At 33.1% G+C, this 21,656-nt stretch carries 24 protein-coding genes and 1 tRNA gene; 7 read left to right on the top strand and 18 right to left on the bottom strand.

What is annotated here, in order from left to right; all coding sequences use genetic code 11:
- Positions 1 to 38: 38 nt before the first annotated feature.
- Entirely contained in the window at positions 39 to 2,228 is a 2,190-nt protein-coding gene (locus tag BUB95_RS00495; protein ID WP_234969221.1) for a TonB-dependent receptor domain-containing protein, read from the bottom strand.
- Between the two features lie 253 nt (positions 2,229 to 2,481).
- Between BUB95_RS00495 and BUB95_RS00490 the strand changes: the two genes are divergently transcribed.
- Positions 2,482 to 2,556 (top strand) — tRNA-Pro (locus tag BUB95_RS00490).
- A 55-nt stretch (positions 2,557 to 2,611) separates the two neighbouring features.
- Here the strand turns inward: BUB95_RS00490 and BUB95_RS14295 are convergent.
- Both BUB95_RS14295 and BUB95_RS00485 read right to left on the bottom strand, forming a co-directional pair.
- Entirely contained in the window at positions 2,612 to 2,761 is a 150-nt protein-coding gene (locus BUB95_RS14295; RefSeq protein WP_200777193.1) for a hypothetical protein, read from the bottom strand.
- 81 nt (positions 2,762 to 2,842) lie between these two features.
- Positions 2,843 to 3,322: a hypothetical protein gene (locus tag BUB95_RS00485; RefSeq protein WP_073081571.1), complete on the bottom strand. Its 480-nt coding sequence runs from the start codon at positions 3,320 to 3,322 to the stop codon at positions 2,843 to 2,845.
- A 163-nt stretch (positions 3,323 to 3,485) separates the two neighbouring features.
- On the opposite strand from BUB95_RS00485, the gene trxB reads away from it, so the two are divergent.
- A complete protein-coding gene (gene trxB / locus BUB95_RS00480; RefSeq protein WP_073084982.1) occupies positions 3,486 to 4,469 on the top strand; it encodes a thioredoxin-disulfide reductase in 984 nt (327 codons plus the stop codon).
- A 48-nt stretch (positions 4,470 to 4,517) separates the two neighbouring features.
- Here the strand turns inward: trxB and BUB95_RS00475 are convergent, their stop codons facing one another.
- The 6 genes from BUB95_RS00475 to BUB95_RS00450 all read right to left on the bottom strand — a co-directional run bounded on the left by BUB95_RS00475 (position 4,518) and on the right by BUB95_RS00450 (position 9,747).
- Positions 4,518 to 5,357, bottom strand: coding sequence for a GIN domain-containing protein (locus tag BUB95_RS00475; protein ID WP_083573281.1), 840 nt, complete (start codon positions 5,355 to 5,357; stop codon positions 4,518 to 4,520).
- A 184-nt stretch (positions 5,358 to 5,541) separates the two neighbouring features.
- Positions 5,542 to 6,276, bottom strand: coding sequence for a head GIN domain-containing protein (locus BUB95_RS00470; protein WP_073081568.1), 735 nt, complete (start codon positions 6,274 to 6,276; stop codon positions 5,542 to 5,544).
- A 164-nt stretch (positions 6,277 to 6,440) separates the two neighbouring features.
- Positions 6,441 to 8,303, bottom strand: coding sequence for a PspC domain-containing protein (locus BUB95_RS00465; protein WP_073081566.1), 1,863 nt, complete (start codon positions 8,301 to 8,303; stop codon positions 6,441 to 6,443).
- A complete protein-coding gene (locus tag BUB95_RS00460) occupies positions 8,300 to 8,641 on the bottom strand; it encodes a PadR family transcriptional regulator (RefSeq protein WP_073081563.1) in 342 nt (113 codons plus the stop codon). Before BUB95_RS00460 ends, BUB95_RS00465 begins: the two co-directional genes overlap by 4 nt.
- Positions 8,642 to 8,731: 90 nt before the next feature.
- Positions 8,732 to 9,280, bottom strand: coding sequence for a hypothetical protein (locus BUB95_RS00455; protein ID WP_073081560.1), 549 nt, complete (start codon positions 9,278 to 9,280; stop codon positions 8,732 to 8,734).
- Positions 9,281 to 9,300: 20 nt separating this feature from the next.
- Complete coding sequence (locus BUB95_RS00450; RefSeq protein WP_073081557.1) at positions 9,301 to 9,747, bottom strand: DUF4870 domain-containing protein; 447 nt, start codon at positions 9,745 to 9,747, stop codon at positions 9,301 to 9,303.
- A 146-nt stretch (positions 9,748 to 9,893) separates the two neighbouring features.
- Between BUB95_RS00450 and BUB95_RS00445 the strand changes: the two genes are divergently transcribed.
- The 3 genes from BUB95_RS00445 to BUB95_RS14360 all read left to right on the top strand — a co-directional run bounded on the left by BUB95_RS00445 (position 9,894) and on the right by BUB95_RS14360 (position 11,556).
- Positions 9,894 to 10,349: a DUF4442 domain-containing protein gene (locus tag BUB95_RS00445; RefSeq protein ID WP_073081554.1), complete on the top strand. Its 456-nt coding sequence runs from the start codon at positions 9,894 to 9,896 to the stop codon at positions 10,347 to 10,349.
- A 55-nt stretch (positions 10,350 to 10,404) separates the two neighbouring features.
- Positions 10,405 to 11,205 carry a TIGR00266 family protein gene (locus BUB95_RS00440; protein ID WP_073081551.1) on the top strand — a complete coding sequence of 267 codons (801 nt, stop codon included), beginning with the start codon at positions 10,405 to 10,407 and terminating at the stop codon, positions 11,203 to 11,205.
- Positions 11,206 to 11,358: 153 nt separating this feature from the next.
- Complete coding sequence (locus BUB95_RS14360) at positions 11,359 to 11,556, top strand: hypothetical protein (protein ID WP_073081548.1); 198 nt, start codon at positions 11,359 to 11,361, stop codon at positions 11,554 to 11,556.
- A 27-nt stretch (positions 11,557 to 11,583) separates the two neighbouring features.
- Here BUB95_RS14360 and BUB95_RS00430 read toward each other — a convergent pair whose 3' ends face one another.
- The 8 genes from BUB95_RS00430 to BUB95_RS00395 all read right to left on the bottom strand — a co-directional run bounded on the left by BUB95_RS00430 (position 11,584) and on the right by BUB95_RS00395 (position 19,380).
- Positions 11,584 to 12,522, bottom strand: a complete 939-nt coding sequence (locus tag BUB95_RS00430; RefSeq protein ID WP_073081545.1) for a LysR substrate-binding domain-containing protein — start codon at positions 12,520 to 12,522, stop codon at positions 11,584 to 11,586.
- A 126-nt stretch (positions 12,523 to 12,648) separates the two neighbouring features.
- The gene (locus BUB95_RS00425) at positions 12,649 to 13,062 is read right to left on the bottom strand and encodes a DUF2141 domain-containing protein (protein WP_073081542.1); all 414 of its coding nucleotides are present in this window, start codon (positions 13,060 to 13,062) and stop codon (positions 12,649 to 12,651) included.
- A 124-nt stretch (positions 13,063 to 13,186) separates the two neighbouring features.
- Positions 13,187 to 14,518, bottom strand: coding sequence for a DUF58 domain-containing protein (locus BUB95_RS00420; RefSeq protein ID WP_073081539.1), 1,332 nt, complete (start codon positions 14,516 to 14,518; stop codon positions 13,187 to 13,189).
- Positions 14,518 to 15,579, bottom strand: a complete 1,062-nt coding sequence (locus BUB95_RS00415; RefSeq protein ID WP_073081535.1) for an AAA family ATPase — start codon at positions 15,577 to 15,579, stop codon at positions 14,518 to 14,520. Before BUB95_RS00415 ends, BUB95_RS00420 begins: the two co-directional genes overlap by 1 nt.
- The gene (locus tag BUB95_RS00410; RefSeq protein WP_073081533.1) at positions 15,579 to 16,778 is read right to left on the bottom strand and encodes a DUF4350 domain-containing protein; all 1,200 of its coding nucleotides are present in this window, start codon (positions 16,776 to 16,778) and stop codon (positions 15,579 to 15,581) included. The genes BUB95_RS00415 and BUB95_RS00410 overlap by 1 nt, the downstream gene beginning before the upstream one ends.
- The gene (locus BUB95_RS00405) at positions 16,771 to 17,487 is read right to left on the bottom strand and encodes a hypothetical protein (protein ID WP_073081523.1); all 717 of its coding nucleotides are present in this window, start codon (positions 17,485 to 17,487) and stop codon (positions 16,771 to 16,773) included. The genes BUB95_RS00410 and BUB95_RS00405 overlap by 8 nt, the downstream gene beginning before the upstream one ends.
- The gene (locus tag BUB95_RS00400; RefSeq protein WP_073081521.1) at positions 17,480 to 18,400 is read right to left on the bottom strand and encodes a stage II sporulation protein M; all 921 of its coding nucleotides are present in this window, start codon (positions 18,398 to 18,400) and stop codon (positions 17,480 to 17,482) included. The genes BUB95_RS00405 and BUB95_RS00400 overlap by 8 nt, the downstream gene beginning before the upstream one ends.
- Complete coding sequence (locus BUB95_RS00395) at positions 18,397 to 19,380, bottom strand: stage II sporulation protein M (protein ID WP_073081518.1); 984 nt, start codon at positions 19,378 to 19,380, stop codon at positions 18,397 to 18,399. Before BUB95_RS00395 ends, BUB95_RS00400 begins: the two co-directional genes overlap by 4 nt.
- Before the next feature lie 37 nt (positions 19,381 to 19,417).
- On the opposite strand from BUB95_RS00395, the gene BUB95_RS00390 reads away from it, so the two are divergent.
- Positions 19,418 to 20,143: an RDD family protein gene (locus BUB95_RS00390; RefSeq protein WP_073081516.1), complete on the top strand. Its 726-nt coding sequence runs from the start codon at positions 19,418 to 19,420 to the stop codon at positions 20,141 to 20,143.
- Between the two features lie 210 nt (positions 20,144 to 20,353).
- Positions 20,354 to 20,965, top strand: a complete 612-nt coding sequence (locus BUB95_RS00385) for a trimeric intracellular cation channel family protein (protein WP_073081513.1) — start codon at positions 20,354 to 20,356, stop codon at positions 20,963 to 20,965.
- 1 nt (position 20,966) lies between these two features.
- On the opposite strand, the gene BUB95_RS00380 is transcribed toward BUB95_RS00385, so the two are convergent.
- Positions 20,967 to 21,656: a peptidylprolyl isomerase gene (locus BUB95_RS00380; protein WP_073081511.1), complete on the bottom strand. Its 690-nt coding sequence runs from the start codon at positions 21,654 to 21,656 to the stop codon at positions 20,967 to 20,969.

The raw sequence follows: 21,656 nt of genomic DNA, 5'->3' as shown, positions 1-21,656 counted from the left end.
TGTGTCTGGTTTTACTTTATAAAGGTATTGTTTTTTGTTTAGAATGTGTAGTTAAAATTAATGCCCGCATAATAATTCACTGGGTTTCCAGGATAGAAATATCTGGGTTCGCTACCACCAAAACCTCTAGCATTGATTAAAATTTGCGAGGCATATTTTTCGTCAAAAATATTATCTAAGCCGTAGAAAATATTTAGACTTATTTTTTCTGAAAATACGTTTTTGTATCCAATTTTGATGTTGGTTAAATTGTAACTATCACTGTATAAACTATTATTGTCTGTAATAGGTTGTTCACCAACATGCTGAAAATTAATATTTCCATAAAATCCAATCTTGGTTGAAACATCTAATCCAGCATTAAGAATATTTGAAGGAACACCAGTTAAATCATTTCCTGAAAAATCGTTATCACCATCTACGAAGTCTTCAAACTTGTAATTATTAAGGCTGTAGTTAAAGAATGAATTCAGCTTTAGATTTTTTATATTAACTATATTTGAATTGAGGCTAAATTCAATACCATCATGTAAGGTTTGTCCTGCATTAACACCAACAAATTCGTCTTCAGCTGTTCGTCTAGCAACCAAAAGGTTTCTTACATCTAATCTATAAATTGCTAAGTTGAATTGTATTTTGTTTTTAAAGATTTGACCTCTTGTACCAATTTCGTAATTCCAGCCTGTTTCTGGCTCCAAATCATTGTTTATTTGTCCGTCTGGAAGTAGAGTTTCGTTTAAAGAAATAGGAGAGAAGCCTTGACTTACATTTGAATATACACTCACGTTGTTTGAAATTAGATACGATAATCCGAGTTTTGGTGAAAAAATACCATCAAATTTAAAAGTACCAGATTGGTCAGGATTATTTATACTTATTGGAAAATTATCTTCTAAATCGTATTGAGTTTGATTGTAGTTTAATCCAGCGACCAGAGTGGCTTTTTCGGATAGTTGGTAATTAACTTCAAAAAACAAGTTGTAGTATTGTCGGTCTTCTTCAAAATTGGATAGTTCATTGCCTTGAACGCTTCCTGTACCTGAAGAGAAATCATCATATAAATTCTGAAATGTTTTCGATTTGTAGTTGTCCTTAAAAAATTCCCCTCCAAAAGTATAGGTAAGTGGTTTGCCAAAAAGTTGAGTATTTCCGAGTAGACGACTTCTTATGCCGTAAGCAAAAGTATTTTCATCTAATATATTAAATGGTCTAGGCTCGTAACCATTCCTAAAAGAGCTAAATATGCTAGTTATTTGCTTGATTTTAGGACTAAAGGTGTGATTCCATGTTAGACCAATAATCCCACGTTGCGAATCCTCAAAACCTTGAGCTTGTCTCCAGGTAAATGCCGCAGCACTAGGATTAGATTTAAAAGCATCTTGGTTTATTGAGCTAGGAATAAAAGCTTTTAAATCCAAATGACTCCCGAGAAAAGTCAGCTCGTTTTTTTCATTTATAAAATGATTTGAAGTTAATGTGATTGTCTGTCTATTGTAGTTGTTATTATCACGATAACCGTCTGAAGATGTATTGCTGTAAATACCTCTAAAACCGTTTTTTGAAGTGCCGTGATTAAAATTGATGGTCGATTTGTATAAGTCAAACGAGCCAATGGTTAGCTCCGTATTTACAGATGAAGCATTGAGATACGCGTTTGTAGGGTTGAGTTGAATAGTGCCACCTAATCCCGCACCATAAACACTCGAAGTAGCGCCTTTGGTAATTTTAATCTGCGAAATAGCATTGAGTTCAAAATCTTCGATGTTGGTTTCGCCACTGCCATTAGTTAATGGAATGTCCTTGAAATAAGCTCTAATTTTTGATGTACCAAATAAATTGCGAGAACCAATACCTCTAATGGTCAATCGGTTTGTATTTAGTGCGCCACTTTGCATAAAAATTCCTGGAGCTCTATTAATAGCTTGCGAAATGTTTAGGTCGTTACCCAATTCTATATCACGTTCTGAGATAATAGTAGAAGTTACTGTAGCTGTTTTTAATGGTTTTGGAATGTGGCTAGCATCGATGATGACTTCGTTTAATTCTGAAGGTTTTAATTTTAACTGGACGACTATAAACTCTTTTGAATTTATAGTTACAATTTGAGTTTCGTAACCCAATCGCTTAAACAAGTAAAGACCAAGATTTTCAATTTCAAAAAAGCCTAATTCGTCTGTATATATAGTTTTTTGAGTTTCTGAGGTAATGGAAACATTTGGAATAGACACACCAAAACTAAGGTCAATGACTTTTCCTTTTATTTGAGCCGTAAGTGAAGTAATAAAAAAGAAAAATAAGCCAGTAATTGAAATTTTACTTCTGATAGTTTGGTGGTTTTGATTAGTAATTCTATCTACAAATTAACTGATATAAATAATGGTGTCCTCTAAATTATTTGTTAAGGTTAAATAGAATTAAAAAGTTGTTTGGTAAACCTTGTAATTTGTATATATTTGCAGTCCGAAAATGATAACCAATATTCGGGGTGTAGCGTAGCCCGGTTATCGCGCCGCGTTTGGGACGCGGAGGTCGCAGGTTCGAATCCTGCCACCCCGACAAAAAAAGCCAGAATTTTAAATTCTGGCTTTTGCTTTTTTCAAGAGTTAATATATTAAATCTCAAAATATATTCCTGATACTGCAACTGCGCATACTAATACTATTAAGGTCACAGCAACAAATTTTGCAGTATTTTTAGTTAAACGGTCTTTTTGAAAGATATAATCTCTTCTTCTCTCTTCTTTATCTTTTATAAATTTCATGTTTAATTATTTTTTTGATTCATCTATAAAGTAAGAAAAATATTTCAAAAATCCAAATTTTCCTATATAAAATAGGGAGTTCTAATTTATTCGTCTGTAATTTTCTGAATATACAGCATTGCCTTCATCATCTGTTCTTATCTGGCTAAAAGTGTTTTTGGTAACAACTAATTTGTAGTTAAATTCTTTCTGTTCAGCAATAATCTGATTCATAACGCTTGAGCCATATTGCATCTGCTCAGTTAGAGTAGAATCGGTAGCTGTATAACTACCATAACCAAACCATTCAATGGAGTCTGTAGGCACCAATTTGCTCCACATGACTTTGTTTTTGTTAAACATTTTTACTTGTCTGTAGCCTTCATTTGTTCTAAAAGAATCAATGACTTTATTATCCTTATAATTATAAAAGCCAATCATTTCCCAGTTGCCTTCAAGTGGTGTTTCTGTTGATTGCTCTGATGGTTTGGATTCATTTACTGATTTACTATTTTCAACATTTTCATTTTTACACGATGTAAAAAGGAGTAGGAGTAGGAGTGTGTAAATAGATGTTCTCATAATTGGTTGATTTGAAGAAGTTAATTGTCAATAAGTTACAAAAAAAAATAATGCGAATTGCAGCTATTTAAATTATGAATAAAACCATTACTACTGTTAATAACTTCTAAGTAAGGTTCTGGGTAAAAAAACTACTTTTGTTTTTGATAAAATGAAACAAATTATGTCAGATACAATTGAAAGAGTAAAATGCCTGATTATTGGCTCTGGACCTGCTGGTTACACCGCGGCGATTTATGCGGCAAGAGCAAATATGGCACCAGTTTTATATCAAGGTGAGCAACCTGGTGGTCAGCTAACCACAACTAATGATGTTGAGAATTTTCCTGGATATCCAGACGGAATTACAGGGCCAGAAATGATGATACAACTACAAAAACAAGCTGAGCGTTTTGGAACGGATGTACGTCACGGATGGATAACTAAAGTTGATTTTTCTGGACCTATACACAAAGTGTGGGTTAATGGAGAAAAAGAAATACATGCAGACACCATAATTATTTCTACAGGAGCTTCGGCAAAATATTTAGGATTGCCATCTGAGCAAAAATATTTACAGTTGGGTGGAGGAGTTTCTGCTTGTGCAGTTTGTGATGGGTTTTTCTATAGAAATCAAGAAACTGTAATCGTAGGTGCTGGAGATTCAGCTTGCGAAGAGGCACATTACCTTTCTAAGCTATGTAAAAAAGTGACTATGCTTGTACGTAGAGATGAGTTTAGAGCTTCTAAAATCATGGCTGAGCGTGTCAAGAATACGGAGAACATCGAAATTTTATATAACACTGAAACTGAAGAGGTATTAGGTGATGGGCAAGTGGTTACTGGTGTAAAAGTGAGAAACAATGTAACTGGAGATATTCACGAAATTCCTGCCACTGGCTTCTTTGTAGCTATTGGGCATAAACCAAATACGGATATTTTTAAGGATTATCTAGATTTAGATGAGACGGGTTATATTATAAATGCACAACCAGGAACAAGCAAGACTAATGTTGAAGGTGTATTTGTGAGTGGAGATGCTGCAGACCATGTTTACAGACAAGCTATTACTGCTGCAGGTACAGGTTGTATGGCAGCTTTAGACGCAGAGCGTTACTTAGCTGCTAAGGACGCTACGTTTGAGGTGAGTACACCAACTTATAATTAAGATTTAAATTTTGCACAGAAAAAAGCCGAAGTTTAACTTCGGCTTTTTTTATTTCTTTTTCTGTAGTTTGGCTGTATCCGTGAAGAGTTCTAGCTCTATTTTGGGTTCGCCATAGATATAAGTTTCACTATTCCCAGAGGCTTTAAGCAATAAGCTTGTTATCACGTTTAGCGAAAGGTCGCTACTTGCCTCTATGAGAACATCGGCATTTTTTACGCTATAATTCTTACCGATAAAATTGGCATTATTATCCAAACGAAGTGTTGTGTTTTCAACATCACCTTCAATTGTAGCATCAGTATTCTGATACAAATCAAAAGAAGAGGCTTTTCCATTAACTAAGGCATCAACTTTACTATTATCACTCATGACAAAAGCAGTACTGTCTGAAGTAATGTTTAACCTACTCTTAGTCCTATCTGTAGCAGAGAAATTAAATAAATTTGACTTTACATTTAGGTATGCTCTAGAGTTGTTCTGAATTTTAAGCTCTAAATTATCAAGTTCCATGGATGTTAAGGAACGTAACTCAGCGGAATCATAGAGTTGAATATTTTCTAAACCATCACTATAGTTTACAGTAATGATAAGCTTCTTTTTAGAGGTAATACGCTTAGAAGTACTAATTGAAAGAACACCAGAATTAACTTCGGCATTTATGACGCTATGCAAGTTGTCATCAGCCTCAATCTCAACGGAAGCCTTACTGTTATAAGCGATTTGAACTTCAAAATCATCTTTAATTATAAGCGTATTAAAGTTATCTAGATAGGTTTGCTTTATCGTTACATCTCGATTTCCTTTAATTTTTTCTTTGGATTGCGCATGTCCTAAATGAATAATACCAAATAGGAAAAACACAACATATAGTAATTTGTTTAGTTTCATAAAATTCAATTTCAAATAAACATCTTCAATTATTATACGCTTTTTTAAGTGATGCAGATGTTTATATGTTCTAAACAAATATATACAAAAACCATCCCAAACTAAATAAGTAGTTTAAGATGGTTCTTTTTTATACCGAAAAATAAGCATCGGTAAAGATTGGTTGTATTCTTATTTTGATTGATTAGTTTGCTCTTATACTCCCAGAAACGCCATCACTTTTAGTTACCTTTTCTGGATTTCCTGAGTATTTAATACTGCCTCCACTAGTTGCATTTGCAGTTAGTTCTTTAGAAGTATTAACGCTAATATTTGCACCGCTAGTTGCAGATACTCTTGTGTTTTCGGCTTTTAAGTCACCTGCTTTGATATAACTTCCACTAGTTGCAGAAACATTTAATTCTCTTGTTTGTCCACTGATTTTAACACCAGCGCCACTAGTAGAATTAATTTTTAAGCTATTGGATGTGATATCAAAATCTACATGGCTACCGCTAGTTGAAGAAATGGTTAATTTATCTACATCGAAAGCGTTCTCCGAATTTACATATGAACCACTCGTTGTACTTATTGATGATATGTCTTTTACACTAAGAATCACTTTTTTAGAACTAGATGATTTTATGTTTTCGTTTGAAGATATTCTCAATAGACCATTGTCTTCATCAACTTCTGTAGTAATAACATCGTGTAAATTTTCATCAGCTTCTACTTCTAGAGATGTAGAATTACCTTGTGTAATATAGACTTCGATACCTCTGCTAACTTTTATTTTGTCAAAGTCGCTTGAAATATTACGCTCTTTAGTAACTACATTACCGTCTCCTGAAACTCCAGGACCGAGATTAATGTCAAAATTGCATGACGTCATAAAAAGCGCCACGATACTTGCTGCGATAATTCTTGCTAATGTGCTCATAATTGTTTGTTTTTTGATTTGTGCTCCGAAGCTTTAGCGAAGGAGCATTGATGATTGATTATTAAAACAGTTCAAATATTTAAAAATGGGTTGGTAAGTAAAATTCTAAATACCTGAACTGTCGGCCTAGTCGTCCAGACTGGTTGATTGATTGGGTTGAATTGTTAATTATCGTTGTTTTTAGTTTTTATTTCTACTCCAGTTTCGTCATCAATTCTTACCTGTACATCAGAGCCATTGGCTTTAATGCCATCTGAATCTATTTTTAGTTTTATACTATCACCAGATTTGACAAGAATCCCTTCCTCTGAGTTGATTTTTAAAGTGGTCTTGTTATCATCTTCAGTGTCAACTTCTACTCCGTCTTCATCACAGTCTAAACATTCTACATCATTTTTAATCACTTTTAAGTAGTGTCCATTTTTTGCATTAGCTATGATGCTATTGTAATTGTTATAGTATCTTCTTTGGTATCTACCTGTATTTTTGTCAATATAAAGTGTTGTACCCTCTGGAACATAGATTAAAACCCTTACTTCTTGTTCACTATATTTATTATCGAAAGCTGTACTGTGATATTTGCTTAATCGTAATTCGTTGTCTAGAAACTTGTATTCATAATCTATATTTTCTGCACGCTCTTTGGCTATGTTGTAATTACTTCCTCGGGCTTCTTTTACAACAACCACTTTTGCAACAGAATCTGAAGTAGAATAAACGATAAGCTTAATGTCTGAAGAGACAAGATTTTTACCATTTTCATCTTCTATGATTCTGTATCCGTTACGACGACTATAATACCTGTTATTGTAGTTCTTAAAGTCAGACATACTTATTCTTAAAGTGTCATTAGCTGTAATACTTAATTCTTTTTTTGATACTACCTCTGCATCATATGCATACTCAGTAGCTTGTCTAACTCCCGTTACAATAAGTCCTAAGATTGCTATTATCCATAAACCTAACAAAGTAAATTTTGCTGGATTTCCTATTGATTTTAAATTGTTTACTAAGATTTTTAAGCCTAAGTAAAACAAGAAGAAGAATGGTATACCAATGGCTAAAAACAGTAAGAGGGACATTAGCCAAATAGGAATATTTGCTGCATTTGCTGCATCAATAAAATCCATTCCTGGGAAATGTACAACGTCTGTCACACCAACGGTGAAGAAGCCTATGAGTAATGCTAGTAGAGCACTTATCCCCGTAATTATCATTATAACTCCGAAGAACTTTGCAAATATCTTAAGGAAGAACATTACGATATCGCCTATGGTTTCAAAAAAGTTTCGAGATTTGTTTTTTAGTCGGTCACCTTGTTTTTCAAAATCTACACTTTTTACTGTTTCTGATATATTGTCAGCTACATTCTCAAAGCCTTCTTTTATATTGTCACCATGTTTTTTAAAATCGACATTTTTTACTTTTTCTGAAACAATATCAATTCCGTCTTTAATTTTTTTTTCGATGTTACTGATATTTACTGGCTCGCCAGTCATGGTAAGTTTCTCAGCTGTTGTTGATGCTTCAGGCACTAATGCCCAAAAGATAACGTAGATTAATACAAAGGTACCTCCAGATACTAAGGCAAAAATCACCCACAGCAATCGTACCCATAACATATCTATGCCTAAGTAATGGCTTAACCCTGCAGATACGCCTCCAATATAGGAGTTGTCTGTATCTCTGTATAATTTTTTGGTTGGTCCGCTTTTGGTTTGTCTTTGCTTAGAGTAGGTTGGTTCGTCTTCAAAAATTTCGTCATCTACCAAATAATCTTCTGGTTGCCCCATGATGGTAATGACCTCGTCAACAAGCTTAATACCTACAACTTGTTTATCGTTTTGTATGCGCTCACTAAAAAGTTCTGCGATACGAGCTTCTATATCTGCTATAATTTCCGAACGACCTTGAGAGTCTGTAAATGAACGTTTTATAGCCTCAATATAGCGCGATAACTTAAGATATGCGTCTTCGTCTATATGGAAGAATATCCCTGCTAAATTTATATTGACTGTTTTATTCATTTCTTTGTTGTTTTTGTGCTTGTTACTAGGTTTACTGCATTTTGTAGTTCACTCCAAGTGGTGTTTAATTCTTTAAGGAATAATTTTCCTGTTTCTGTGAGACCATAATATTTACGTGGTGGTCCTGAGGTAGATTCTTCCCAACGATAATTAAGAAGTCCTGCATTTTTTAGTCTTGTTAATAGCGGATAAATGGTTCCTTCTACAACAAGCATTTTTGCATCTTTAAGTGTGCCTAAAATTTCTGCAACATAGGCGTCTTCATCTTTTAAGATGGACAAGATGCAGTATTCTAAAACACCCTTACGCATTTGTGCTTTTGTGTTTTCTATCTTCATACTTTAATGCGATTAAATTTTAATAAACTGTTCATTTTTTGATTTGTACTCCGAAGCTTCAGCGTAGGAGTATTGATTGATTTGATGATTTTATTTGAAAAAATATTGATTTAAATATACGATTACCGTAATGCCAAAACTTGTATTAACAAATGTTACCAAGTTTACTTTCCAACTGATAGTCACCTTTTGAGAGGCTTTGAAACAAAGCCAGAATAAGAATAAGGTGACAATAATAGGAAGCGTCATTTTACCGATTCCCAACCATTCGCTTACACGAGCTTCGTCATTAGCAACACCAATAAAACTAATAACCGATGCCATTAAACGCATAATAAAAGCCACAAATAAAAATGGATACCAGTTTAGATTTTTCGTTTTTAAAATGATGTTATAAAAAATAATGGCTTGAATAATCGTAAAAATTGGTCCAGAAATACTAACCAAATGGTTGTGCCACACTTTACTGTAGGTTTGTCCGTCAGCAAGATTTACTGAGTTTAGCGTCATTTCCATATCATAGCCAAGTACCATACCAGCTAAATAATGCACACTTTCGTGTAGCAAAAATGTTATAAGCACAGCGACAAGGCAGATTGAAAAATAACCTAAATTAAGTATGTTTTTGGTTGAATTCATTGTTGAATTTTCGACTTATACTATTTTAAAAAATTGATGGTTAATGGATAGTGATAGTCCTTTCCATCTCTAGCTGAAAGGCTAGCTCTTACTATAAGTGCTAACTCAATTAAAAATCCTAGAAAGGCTAATACACCTATGCCACCTGTAATGTATAACAGAGGAGAAGGTCTACCTATATTAATATGAAAATCATAGAAACCATTAAAATCTATAAAATCGATGCCGTTAAAAACTTTAAAAATGAAAAACGGAATACTAATCGTTCCAATAATTAAAGCATACAGTAAAATGCTTATCTGAAAATTTATAGCCTGCTTACCGTGCTTATCTACAAATTCGGATTTATCTTTATTTGCAATCCATAGTATTATAGGACCTAAAAAGTTTCCAAACGGAATTAAAAACCTAGAAAAGGTGGATAAATGTATAAAAGTAGCTATGTTTTTATGGTGCTCGGTTGTCATTTTAAAAAGTATATAATAGTTTCTTATACAAATATATGTCTAAAAGAAGGTATTATGTTACGCATAGTACTAAAAATTAACATTTTATTAACATTAGTTAAGCCTAAATATTTGACTTATTTTAGTGCAGAATAATATTATAATCAATGAAAATCACACCATCAAAACTCAATAAATATCTTATGTTTAAGCTGCCTGCAGCTTATTTTACAGGAGTACGTACAACCTATTTAGATGATACAAAGTGTACAGTTAGTGTTAAACACCGTTGGATAAATCAAAATCCGTTTAATTCTATGTTTTGGGCTGTTCAAGGTATGGCTGCCGAGCTCACAACAGGTGCTTTAGTAATGAAAAAGATTAGAGAAAGCGGTGAAAGAGTATCAATGCTAGTGGCAAATAACAATGCTTCTTTCACAAAAAAGGCAACAGGTAGAATTACTTTTGAATGCGTAGAAGGGCATAAAATAGATGAGGCCATTAAAAATGCGATTGCTACAAAAGAAGGCCAAACGGTTTGGCTTAACGCAAAAGGCGTTAATGCAGATGGTATAGAGGTGTCTGATTTTAATTTTGAATGGACTCTAAAAGTTAAAAATTAGTGTAACAAATTTGTTTTGAAGCCAACATATAATTACAGCAATTAAAAAAATAATTATGACAGCACACGAAATAGACTACCGTATTTACGGCGAAGAAATGCAATATGTAGAGATTGAGCTTGACCCAAATGAAGGTGTTATAGCAGAATCAGGAAGTTTTATGATGATGGATGAAGGGATTAAAATGGATACCATTTTTGGTGATGGCTCAGAAAAAGATAAAGGTATATTCGGAAAAATATGGGGAGCAGGTAAACGCATATTAACTGGAGAGAGTTTATTTATGACGGCATTTTATAATGACTTAGTAGGTAAACGAAATGTGTCTTTTGCTTCGCCTTATCCAGGTAAAATTATTCCAATAGACTTAACGGAATTTGGCGGTAAATTTATTTGTCAGAAAGATGCTTTTTTGTGCGCAGCTAAGGGCGTAAGTGTGGGCATTGAGTTTTCTAAAAAATTGGGTCGTGGTCTATTTGGAGGAGAAGGTTTTATTATGCAGAAGCTCGAAGGAGATGGTATGGCCTTTGTCCATGCTGGTGGTACAATGGCAGAGCGTACACTTGAAGCTGGAGAGATTATAAAAGTGGACACCGGTTGTATCGTTGGATTTACTCAAGGCGTAAATTACGATATCGAATTTGTCGGAGGAATTAAAAACTCTGTATTTGGAGGTGAAGGTTTATTTTTCGCTAAGCTCGAAGGTCCAGGAATAGTTTATGTTCAATCTTTACCATTTAGTAGACTAGCAGATCGTGTTATCGCATCTGCTCCTAAATCTGGAGGAAAAGGTCGAGGCGAGGGTAGTATTCTCGGTGGTTTAGGAGACCTATTAGATGGAGATAATCGGTTTTAATTTTCGTTAATCGAGAATTTTTAACATAAGAAGCTGTTAAATTTTCAATCATAAAAATTAAAGCAAATCATTTTTTTTCTAAATTTAAAAGAATTTAAAATTATAGCTTATTGAGCAATTATACTTTCGTTTAACTAAATCCCCTTTGAACCTATGGCGAGAGCAATGTTCGAGTACACTAAGACCGTACTTAGTAAAGTGAGCTTTGATGCAACACTATTTTGTAAAGAAGTTCAAAAAGCCGTGAAACGCTTGTTACCCTACGAACTTGAAGAACTGAGAATATTTATTCAAAGTTTAATACATCAAAACCCAGAATTAAACCAGTGTTTGGTTTATTTAAAAGCATAAGAAAAAGCGACTTACGAGTCGCTTTTTTTATTTTGGTAATGGGCTAATAATTTCTACATTCTGAAAAGCTATAGCGCCTCTAATAATTCCAGAGATTACATTATGCATGGCATCTATAATCTGCATTTTTAATTCACTTTTGTGATAAATAATACTTACTTCTCTGGCTGGAGAGGGTTCTTTAAAATGTCTAAGGTTATGACTTAACTTCTCTCTAAAATCTAGTGTATGTAAGTAAGGTAAGAGAGTCATTCCTAAGCCTTCATTTGAGAGTTTTATCAAGGTTTCGATACTTCCACTTTCTAATTGAAAACTATCATCTACTTGGTCTTTAAACGTTTTGCAAAGATTAATGACACCATCTCTAAAGCAATGTCCATCTTCAAGTAATAGCATGTCCTCGATATCCAAATCTGATACTTCAATTGTCTTTTTGTCTCTTAATCTGTGGTTGTCTGGTATATATGCTACAAAAGGTTCGTAATAAAGGACACGTTCTTTTATATTGTCGTTTTCTAACGGAGTTGCAGCAATGGCTGCATCTAAATGTCCTTCGTTAATACGTGCTAAAACCTCTTCAGTGGTTAACTCCTCTATTTTGAGTTTTACTTTTGGATATTTTTTGATGAAGTTTTTGAGAAACATCGGAAGCAGTGTAGGCATTACTGTAGGGATAATACCTAATCTAAATTCGCCTCCTATGAATCCTTTTTGCTGATCTACAATATCTTGAATTCTTTCAGCTTCATTAACAATATTTCGTGCCTGAAACACAATTTTACGACCTACATCAGTAAGTTCTATAGGTTTTTTGCCTCTATCGAAAATAATAACATCAAGCTCGTCTTCTAATTTTTGTATTTGCGTACTTAAAGTAGGCTGAGTTACAAAACAGCTTTCAGCAGCTTTAGTGAAATTTTTGTGTTCTGCTATAGCAAGCGCATATTTTAGTTGAGTGATTGTCATTTTCAATTGAATTAGAATACAAAATTACTAAAAACTATTCCTTTTGATATCAATTGTATCATAATTTAAATCAAAAAGACCGCAATTTGCGGTCTTTTTTTATGATGATTGATGAGTAATTTGTCTTTAGAATCTAATATTTAATTCTAAATCTTTATCCGCTACATTGAATTTAGCATCCGAGAATTGTGGAGGTCCAAAGTTCATAACATTATTAGATGCGCCATAAGCTTCAAGAGGCATGCCGTTTTCTCTAAAGTCCATTTTACCATTGCTATTTGCATCATGGTTAGCTAATATGGCATACTCTCCTGGTTGTACGTTTTCAAAAGTTATAACGACTTTATTGTCTTCAATTTTTGAGGATTTAGCCATTACAGGCGCAGCTTTCATAAAAGTATCTGCTGTATTTAAAGCCATTCCAACGGTACCTTCATTATTAGATACATTGTCTATGGTTACGGTAATGGTTATTCCTCCTTGTGAAAACCCGATTAGAGATGTAAAAATTAAAGCGATGGTTAAAATTAAATTCTTCATGATATTATTGTTTTAATGGTTTGTTCGTTTTTGATGATTCAAATATCCAATAAAACCTAATTTGTAAATAATCTAACTTACCGAAATGTAATTTTAAGATGATGAGTTGTAATAGAATAGAAATTTAGAGTAAACCTCTTGCCTTAATCTCTAAATATTTGTTGATGGTATTTACGGTAAGCTGCTCTGGAGCTGTTAGAATGGTTTGAATACCATACTTATGAAGTTCGTTAACGATGAGTTTTTTCTCGTAGATAAACTTCTCAGCTATTGTTTTTTGAAATATCTCATAAGTATTCTCGGCTTTATCTTTTGTGAGCTGATGTAACTCTGTATTTTCAAAAAAGATAACCACTAATAAATGATTTTTTGCAATAGCCTGTAAGTAAGGTAATTGACGATGTAAAGCATCTAAAGTTTCAAAATTTGTATAGAGCAATAGAAGACTTCTATGTGTTATGTTTCGTTTTACATCTACATATAACCTTGCAAAATCAGATTCTGAAAAGTCTGTCTTAACATTATATAAGGTCTCTAAGATGTTATTCATTTGAGAAGGTCTTCGCTCGGCAATAACTCTATTCTCAACTTTTCTAGAGAAGGTAAACATACCAGCTTTATCTTGTTTCTTTAATGCCACATTACTAATGACTAAAGTGGAATTAATGGCATAGTCAAGCAAACTTAAACCATCAAATGGCATCATCATAGCACGACCTTTGTCAATAACACTATAAATGGGTTGTGAGCGCTCATCCTGAAATTGATTTACCATTAATTGGTTTCTTTTAGCTGTAGCTTTCCAATTAATGTTTCTGATGTCGTCACCCATAACATAGTCTTTGATTTGCTCAAATTCCATAGTATGGCCTATTCGTCTTATCTTCTTTAGACCATATTCGAACAACTTATTGGAAAAAGCCAAAAGCATATACTTACGCAATTGAAGAAACGAAGGATAATTAGGTACCATAGCATCCTTACCAAATTGAAATCTTCGGGTTGCTAATTTTATTGGTGAGTTAACATAGATATTAAGATTACCAAAATAGTACTCACCTCGCTCGAGAGGTCTTAAAGTGTAGGTAATTTTCTTTTTTTCTTGAGGTTTCAAGACGGTTTCAATTTCAAAATCTCTTTTTTGATATTGAAACGGCAGCTCATCGATAAGTAAGAGTTCTGTTAAATAATTATAACTATTGCTTAATGAGATTTCTATAGGATTATCATCTCCATTACTTAATTTTTCTGGTAAAACACGAGTAGCATGAAGTCCCTTTTGCTTGTACAATAGAATTAGGTCTATTACCAATAACCCTAAACTAACATAGAATAGCATTTTTACAATACTAAATAGACCAGGAAAAAGATAGGCAAGTATATAGAGCCCAACCAAGATACCAGCTATAGTAAAAAAGCGAGAGGTTAAATATGTATGTCTTAATAAGCGCTTCACTATCTAGGAATCTCTATTGTTTCTAGAATCTGGTCTACTACTTTATCAACGGTAAAGGCTTCCATTTCACGTTCTGGGGTTAGAACTAATCTGTGCTGTAAAACAGCTTTTGTACAGCGTTTAATATCGTCTGGGGTTACAAAATCACGACCATTAATTGCTGCGTTAGCTTTAGATGCATTTAGTATAGCAATTGAAGCTCTTGGTGATGCTCCTAAATATAAGTTGGCATTTGTTCTTGTATTGTGTACAATTGATGCAATGTAATTGAGTAAATTATCCTCTACAATAACCTGTTTGATGAGCTCTTGATACTTTGTAATGTTTTCAGCAGAAAGAACAGAGGTTATATTCTCAAAATCCATTTTGTCTTGTCTGTTGTGGTTGTCCGTTAAAATCTGAACTTCGTTTTCTAATGTAGGGTAGTCCACATTTATTTTGAATAGAAAACGGTCTAATTGTGCTTCAGGTAAGCGGTATGTTCCTTCTTGCTCTATTGGATTTTGGGTTGCAAAAACCAAGAATGGCGCAGTCATGTTGTACTGAGTTCCATCCATAGTTATTTGGCGTTCTGCCATAACTTCAAAAAGCGCTGCTTGTGTTTTTGCTGGTGCTCTATTAATCTCGTCAATGAGTACAATATTTGAGAAAATAGGTCCCTTTTTATATTCAAAATCATTTGTTTTTACATTAAAGACAGATGTTCCTAATATGTCGCTAGGCATTAAGTCCGGAGTAAATTGAATACGACTAAAATCTACGTCCATAGTTTTGGCAAGTAACTTAGCGGTTACTGTTTTTGCAACTCCTGGAACACCTTCGATTAAAGCATGACCATTTGTGAGTATAGAAATGATAAGTAATTCGATCATTTCGTTTTGTCCAACTATAATCTTTGCAATTTCGTTTTTTATTTGCTCAACACTGTCTTGAAGTGGTTTTAAATCAATACGACTTTCAAAAGTATTAGACTCTTGAGTTTGTTCTATATCTTGGCTCGTATTTTCTTCTTGAGGCGACTGTGTATTTTCTGGGTCTGGTGATATGTTTTGTTCTTCCATTAGAAATTATTTTTTGTGAATTTTTCAATTTTTTTATTCAGCTCAATGAGTTCAGTCTCGGTATGTGTATTCTTTGATTTTAGATATAATAAATAATCTACAATGGCTTTAGCATCTTCTTTTGTGTTGGATGATTTAATAGCTAGCTTTTCTATAAAGCTTGTATTAAGATTATTTGTATTTAAGAAGTATTTGGTTCTTATAAATTCTAAGAAATATTGAATTTTCTTAGCGATTATGTTAGAGTAATCACCATGTTGATAATACAGTTCACCAATGGTTTGAGTAAACTCTACTGTAGAGTTTTCTAGCTTATTAATGACAGGAATAATACGTTGTGTACGTTTTCCTTTGAATATTATAAATAATATGAGGCTAAACATACTGATATAAAATGCCCATTTTAAGGCTGGATTTGTTAAGATATAGCGTAAAGGACTAGTGATAACTTTTCTCCCGCTTTTATAATAGTTGTCCCAAATTATTTGTTGCTTTGGTAAATAGGAGAGTACGGTACTCGTGTAATTTTCACTACCATTCAAGATATGATAATTGGTAAAAGCGTATGGATTGGTGTGTATATAAAACGCACCATTATTTTTACCAAAAGCTGTTTTTATAAAATTTGGGTGTGTTTCATCTTTGTCTTCACCCTTCACAGTTCCTAATATGGTAGTATTCAAGGTGTCCACAGAAGTGATAAAAGCATTTTCAATAACATCTTTAAAAAGTGTGTTATTTTCTTTCTGATTTGGACTGGTAAATTGATTATTTGCCGGCTCTTTGTATAAGCCAGAATAGTCTAATCTAATAGTTAGATTAAGTGTGTCAGCTAATTTCCCGTATAACCCTTTACTACTTAATAATACAATATTTCCATCATCTACAAACTCTAAAAGTGCGTCTGTGTCTTGCTCCGTTAAATTTACATAGCTGTTAATCATAAAGAGAGATTGCTTCTCTTCGCTTTCGGTTTTATTATTAAGATATAAGTAAATAGACTCTGTGTTTTCTAGTACCTCACCATCACTAAATGTTTCAAGTTCGTTGTAAAGTACGTAGCAACCTAAAGGGATTTTGTCTGCGGCCGAATAAGAATCACTCCAATTAAGTGGTTTTGGTTTGGCTATTTCGGCAATCATCAACATCAGGATAACTGCTGCAATAACATATAATACAATTTTTGAGCGTTTATCCATTTGATTTTACTTTAGCGAGTTGATGAAAATCAGCTTTATTCTTATTATAGTTGGCTTCATCTATTGGAAATTCTCCATACCAAACGTAGTCATATATATATGAAGCTCTCTTGAATAATGATTTAACTTGATTATCCTTTATCTCTTGTAAATAATCATTATTGGTTTTATCATAGTGCCATTCTATAATTCCTTTTGTACTCAAAGTTTTAAGAGATTTAAGATAAAGAAAACGCGTTGCTAATCTGTAATTGTTATCCTTTAGAGCATCTGTGATTAGAGAGTCGAAATCAATAGTTTCGATATTCTCTTCTATATAATTAAATCCATCAATAGTCTTGGTTTCAGTTTTAAATACAGAGCTTACAGGGTTTTCTAATAAAAACTTAATCAACAGATATAAAGCGCCGCAACCCAAAAGTCCATAAATGATATACTCTAGTGTTTTGTAGTTTACAAAACTTACATCGAAGCCAAATAAATCACTTAACCATCCAAAAAACTTACGGAGAACACGTTGGATAAGATTAACTCCTCCAGTATCATTGATATTATAATTAAATTCATCACCTGAGTAACGTTCTGCTAATCCTTCTTTAAAAGAGATGATATCAATCTTAGAAGAATCTTGTACGACTTCTTGAGCTTTTGCAAGAAAAGACGTTAATAGCCCCAAGGCTATAGTATATTTAGTCTTTTTACTATTCATTAAGACCAATTTGATTAATCTTTTCTTGTAAAAAAGTATTATGCTTTAGTTCAAATAAATTAAAGTACAATACACCAAATGCAACTTGAGTAAGCGCTTGAGTGTAAACAAAGGATAAGATGAACATTATAAAACCCAATGTAAATACTAAAGTAGAAAAGGTATTGCCAACTAAGTCTACATTACTTTCAATAGAAAAGTAAGCATAAATACCAATTATAAAACCAGGAATAGCCAAAATTAAAGCAGTAATCATAAGATTAAGGATGCCTATAACCAATCCATAACCAATGACTTTCAGGAAGTTATTAAAAGTAAAATTAAATCCTTCAGATATGGCACTACTGAATCCTTTATTCTTAGAGAACATGGACATAAACGTAAGTCCAAAAATAGCAGAAAGGGTAAAGCTCATTGCGTATTGTGCAATGAATCCTAGAAAAGGTATAAAAGATATCATTAGGGATATAACTAAATAGATAAAATACATGAGTCCACCTACAATTATAAGTATAATAATATCACCTATATTCTTAATAATTTGTTTCCAGATAGATTTAGATTCCACATTGCCATTAGTAGCAACATACTGCGCCACATAAGAACTCGAGAAGCTGTAGTTAATAAGTGAGGTTACAAATATTACTAAGAATAAGATAATAGCCCCTGCAAAAAAGTAACTTTCTGTTTCAACGTTACTTCCCATTCCAAATCTAAAATCTTTACTTGCAAGCCCCATAAAACCCGTAACTAATAAGTAAGAACTAATTATTGTTAATATAATGCTTATGGCATTGTATCTCAAATACAGAGAGCTGTAATCCTTAAAGTTATATTTTAAGAACAAAAAGTAGTTATTAATAATATCTCCAAAACCGCTACGATTTCTAAATTCTATATAGGTTTGTTTCACGCAAGTTGTAATTTAGGGACACTTCTATTAACCGCTTTGTTAAGTAGAATGGGATATATGATATAATAATAAACGATAACAAACAGAGATAAAAAGATAATACCGTATGCTAAAAACCAAGGCATCTGCTCACCATATCTTGTTATAAAACCTTCAATAAAACCTGCTATTATAAAAAACGGTATTGTACTCACCACAATTTTTAATCCATCTTTTGCACCTTTCATAAAAGCTACTCGTCTTGAATATGTTTTTGGAAATAAAAAGCTATTTCCCATAACTAAACCTGCACATCCAGCAATTACAATCACAGAAATCTCTATAGTACCATGCAACCATACTGTTGAGGTTTTTTCTAGGATACCATAGTTGTAGAAAAATGTAATAAATGCCCCTAGCATTATGCCATTACTAAACAAAACATAAATTGTCCCTACGCTAAAAAATACACCAAAAGCAAAAGCGATTATTGCTACACGAATATTGTTAATGGTTATTCCTAAAAACGAACCAATATTACTTCCGCTTTTATAGACAGCCATAGGTTCTCCCTTTTCAATATTTTCAATTGTCATATTTACATAACCATCTCCTAGAATAAGTCTTACAAAAGAATCGTCATTAAGTGTAGACACAGCACCAATAATAACGGCAGCCATGAAAATTAAAAATGTATGTAATAAAGTTTTGTGATACTGACGAAAAAATAACGGAAACTCATCTCTCCAAAACGAAACAATTTTGTTTTTTGATTCTTTTTTTGTGATATAAATTTTTTGATGAGCCTGTGAGGCCAAAGAGTTTAAGTAAAGTAAGGTCTTACTTTCAGGATAATACGTTTGCGCATAGGCTAAATCGTTGGTCAATTGAATATAATATGAAGCTAAATCATCAGGATTTATTTTTACATTATTATTTAATGCTTTTTCAAATACAATCCATTTTTCCTTATTTTGCTTAACGAAAGATGCTTCGCGCATAAACTCTTTTTAAATTTAAAAACGAATATACATTTCAATGAGCAAATTAGCAATTAACACTGCACAAAATGTAAACTTAGATTATAAGCTAATTGGTCTTGGAGAACGCATGGTGGCTTTTCTAATAGATGGTGTTATTTTACTTACATATATGACCATCATGGAAAACTTAGTTAACCTCTCTCAGATATTTGATGCAGATGGTTGGACAAGAAGAGGCTTTTTAGGACTTTTTTATTTGCCCGCATTCTTCTATTCTTTGATATGCCATATCGCATTTGGTGGTCGTACTATTGGGAAGATGATTATGAAAATTAAGGTGGTACGTTTAGATGGTGCCCCAACACAATGGTATAATTTGCTAGTTAGGTGGATGTTACGAATAGTTGATATTTGGTTGTTTTTCTCTTCTATTGGCGTGTTGAGTATTTTATTATCTGAAAAAAAACAACGGGTAGGCGACTCTGCTTCAGGAACTGTTGTGATTAGTGTGAAGAAAAAGCACAAAATTACAAGTACCATTTTAGAAGATATTACAGATGATTATACTCCAGTTTTTAGCAACGTTACTCAACTTACAGATAAAGACGTGCGTATCGTCAAAGAGGCATTTCTAATCTCTCAAAAGAATAACGATTACAAAACGCTCCACATGCTTAGAAACAAAATCTGTGATGTTTTAAATATTAAGTCGGAATTATACGATTTACAGTTTATTGATACAGTTTTAAAAGACTACAACTATTACACTCAAAATATGTAAGCAGATAGCCAATTCCGAATGTCGGGATTGTGCGAATCGCTTATGCCGAATTTATTTCGGCATCTAAAAAAGTACGAAATGTAGCAGAGAACTATTTTACTTAACCGAAAAGGATGCGGATTGCATATGCTGAGCGAAGTTGAAGAGTGACTGTAAGTATTTCTTCTTATAAAAAAGAGAGATGAATTATAAATTAAAAATCAAACTATAGTGTTCATCCAAACCATAGATATTTTAGGAACAATTGCTTTTGCCATTTCCGGTGTGCTCGTAGCAATGAACAAAAAGATGGATGCTTTTGGCGTATTTATCATTGCATTTGTTACTGCAGTTGGTGGAGGCACATTACGAGATGTACTTATCGGAGCAACACCAGTTTTTTGGATGAAGGATATGACCTTTATATCGGTGATATCACTTGCCGCACTTTTCGCTGTTTTATTTAGAAATTATTTAAAACACTTAAGGCGCTCTTTATTTTTGTTTGATACTATTGGCATTGGACTTTACACTGTTATTGGTATAGAAAAAGGCCTTAATGCAGAATTACATCCAATAATATGTATCATTTTGGGGACAATGTCCGCATGTTTTGGAGGTGTGATACGAGATATTCTTTGTAATGAAATTCCTGTAATTTTTAGAAAAGAAGTTTATGCAACAGCTTGTATTGTTGGTGGATTATCTTACTTTTTAATGTTAGAATTTCTAGAAAATAGAAACTATCTTTTTTTAATCGCGGGAGCAGTAGTGATTACTATTCGTTTATTGGCCGTTATATTTAAGTTAAAATTGCCAAGTCTTTATAAACATGAAGTTTAGCTTATTCTATAATCTCAACAGTTTTAATATATACGCTTTTTATAGGCCATTCGCCTTCATCAGTTTCTACAGCATTAATTTCGTCAACGACATCCATGCCATCAATGACTTCACCAAAAACAGTATATCCTTCATCTAAAAATGGTGCGCCGCCTTTACGGTTTACTATGAAAAATTGATATGGCGACGCTAATTTATAAGCGTTTTCTATCTCGCTACTAGGCATAGAAATAGCACCGCGCTTATGAGTATACCCTTTTTTAGTATCTGGGGGCAATAAATAACGTCCAATTTTTTTACGACGTTTAGCAATGTCCATGCCGTCGCTACTACCACCTTGAATTATAAAATTTGGAACCACTCGATAGAATTGAGTGTAATTGAAATAGTTTTGCTCAGCCAAAAAGATAAAATTAGCACGATGATATTTAGTCTTGTCATAGAGTAAAATATCAATATTACCAAAGTCGGTTACAATACGTACTTTATTCTCGTTATGTTCCTCTCCGTATTCAGATAAGAATTGTAAAGCATTCTTATCTGTAAGTTTTGGATACTGGCGTTCTGGTTTTTTAGAGACTTCAGTTTTGGTCTCAATCTTATCTTGTTTTGGTTTGGTATTTTGTTTTGAAGTTTCTTTATCTTCACAATTAAATAAAAGACAAATCATTACAAACAGTAGAATTCTCAT

The organism is Winogradskyella jejuensis (genome assembly GCF_900129745.1).
Taxonomy (GTDB): domain Bacteria; phylum Bacteroidota; class Bacteroidia; order Flavobacteriales; family Flavobacteriaceae; genus Winogradskyella; species Winogradskyella jejuensis.
This window is presented reverse-complemented; position numbering and strand designations above follow the sequence as displayed.

Excerpts from the sequence above, each read along its gene's own strand:
- BUB95_RS14295 (WP_200777193.1), bottom strand. The coding sequence starts at position 2,761 with ATGAAATTTATAAAAGATAAAGAAGAGAGAAGAAGAGATTATATCTTT.
- BUB95_RS00475 (WP_083573281.1), bottom strand. The coding sequence starts at position 5,357 with ATGAAACTAAACAAATTACTATATGTTGTGTTTTTCCTATTTGGTATT.
- trxB (WP_073084982.1), top strand. The coding sequence starts at position 3,486 with ATGTCAGATACAATTGAAAGAGTAAAATGCCTGATTATTGGCTCTGGA.
- BUB95_RS00425 (WP_073081542.1), bottom strand. The coding sequence starts at position 13,062 with ATGAAGAATTTAATTTTAACCATCGCTTTAATTTTTACATCTCTAATC.
- BUB95_RS14360 (WP_073081548.1), top strand. The coding sequence starts at position 11,359 with ATGGCGAGAGCAATGTTCGAGTACACTAAGACCGTACTTAGTAAAGTG.
- BUB95_RS00455 (WP_073081560.1), bottom strand. The coding sequence starts at position 9,280 with ATGAATTCAACCAAAAACATACTTAATTTAGGTTATTTTTCAATCTGC.
- BUB95_RS00405 (WP_073081523.1), bottom strand. The coding sequence starts at position 17,487 with ATGAATAGTAAAAAGACTAAATATACTATAGCCTTGGGGCTATTAACG.
- BUB95_RS00445 (WP_073081554.1), top strand. The coding sequence starts at position 9,894 with ATGAAAATCACACCATCAAAACTCAATAAATATCTTATGTTTAAGCTG.
- BUB95_RS00415 (WP_073081535.1), bottom strand. The coding sequence starts at position 15,579 with ATGGAAGAACAAAACATATCACCAGACCCAGAAAATACACAGTCGCCT.
- BUB95_RS00450 (WP_073081557.1), bottom strand. The coding sequence starts at position 9,747 with ATGACAACCGAGCACCATAAAAACATAGCTACTTTTATACATTTATCC.
- BUB95_RS00395 (WP_073081518.1), bottom strand. The coding sequence starts at position 19,380 with ATGCGCGAAGCATCTTTCGTTAAGCAAAATAAGGAAAAATGGATTGTA.
- BUB95_RS00440 (WP_073081551.1), top strand. The coding sequence starts at position 10,405 with ATGACAGCACACGAAATAGACTACCGTATTTACGGCGAAGAAATGCAA.
- BUB95_RS00465 (WP_073081566.1), bottom strand. The coding sequence starts at position 8,303 with ATGAATAAAACAGTCAATATAAATTTAGCAGGGATATTCTTCCATATA.
- BUB95_RS00410 (WP_073081533.1), bottom strand. The coding sequence starts at position 16,778 with ATGGATAAACGCTCAAAAATTGTATTATATGTTATTGCAGCAGTTATC.
- BUB95_RS00430 (WP_073081545.1), bottom strand. The coding sequence starts at position 12,522 with ATGACAATCACTCAACTAAAATATGCGCTTGCTATAGCAGAACACAAA.
- BUB95_RS00485 (WP_073081571.1), bottom strand. The coding sequence starts at position 3,322 with ATGAGAACATCTATTTACACACTCCTACTCCTACTCCTTTTTACATCG.
- BUB95_RS00380 (WP_073081511.1), bottom strand. The coding sequence starts at position 21,656 with ATGAGAATTCTACTGTTTGTAATGATTTGTCTTTTATTTAATTGTGAA.
- BUB95_RS00390 (WP_073081516.1), top strand. The coding sequence starts at position 19,418 with ATGAGCAAATTAGCAATTAACACTGCACAAAATGTAAACTTAGATTAT.
- BUB95_RS00460 (WP_073081563.1), bottom strand. The coding sequence starts at position 8,641 with ATGAAGATAGAAAACACAAAAGCACAAATGCGTAAGGGTGTTTTAGAA.
- BUB95_RS00470 (WP_073081568.1), bottom strand. The coding sequence starts at position 6,276 with ATGAGCACATTAGCAAGAATTATCGCAGCAAGTATCGTGGCGCTTTTT.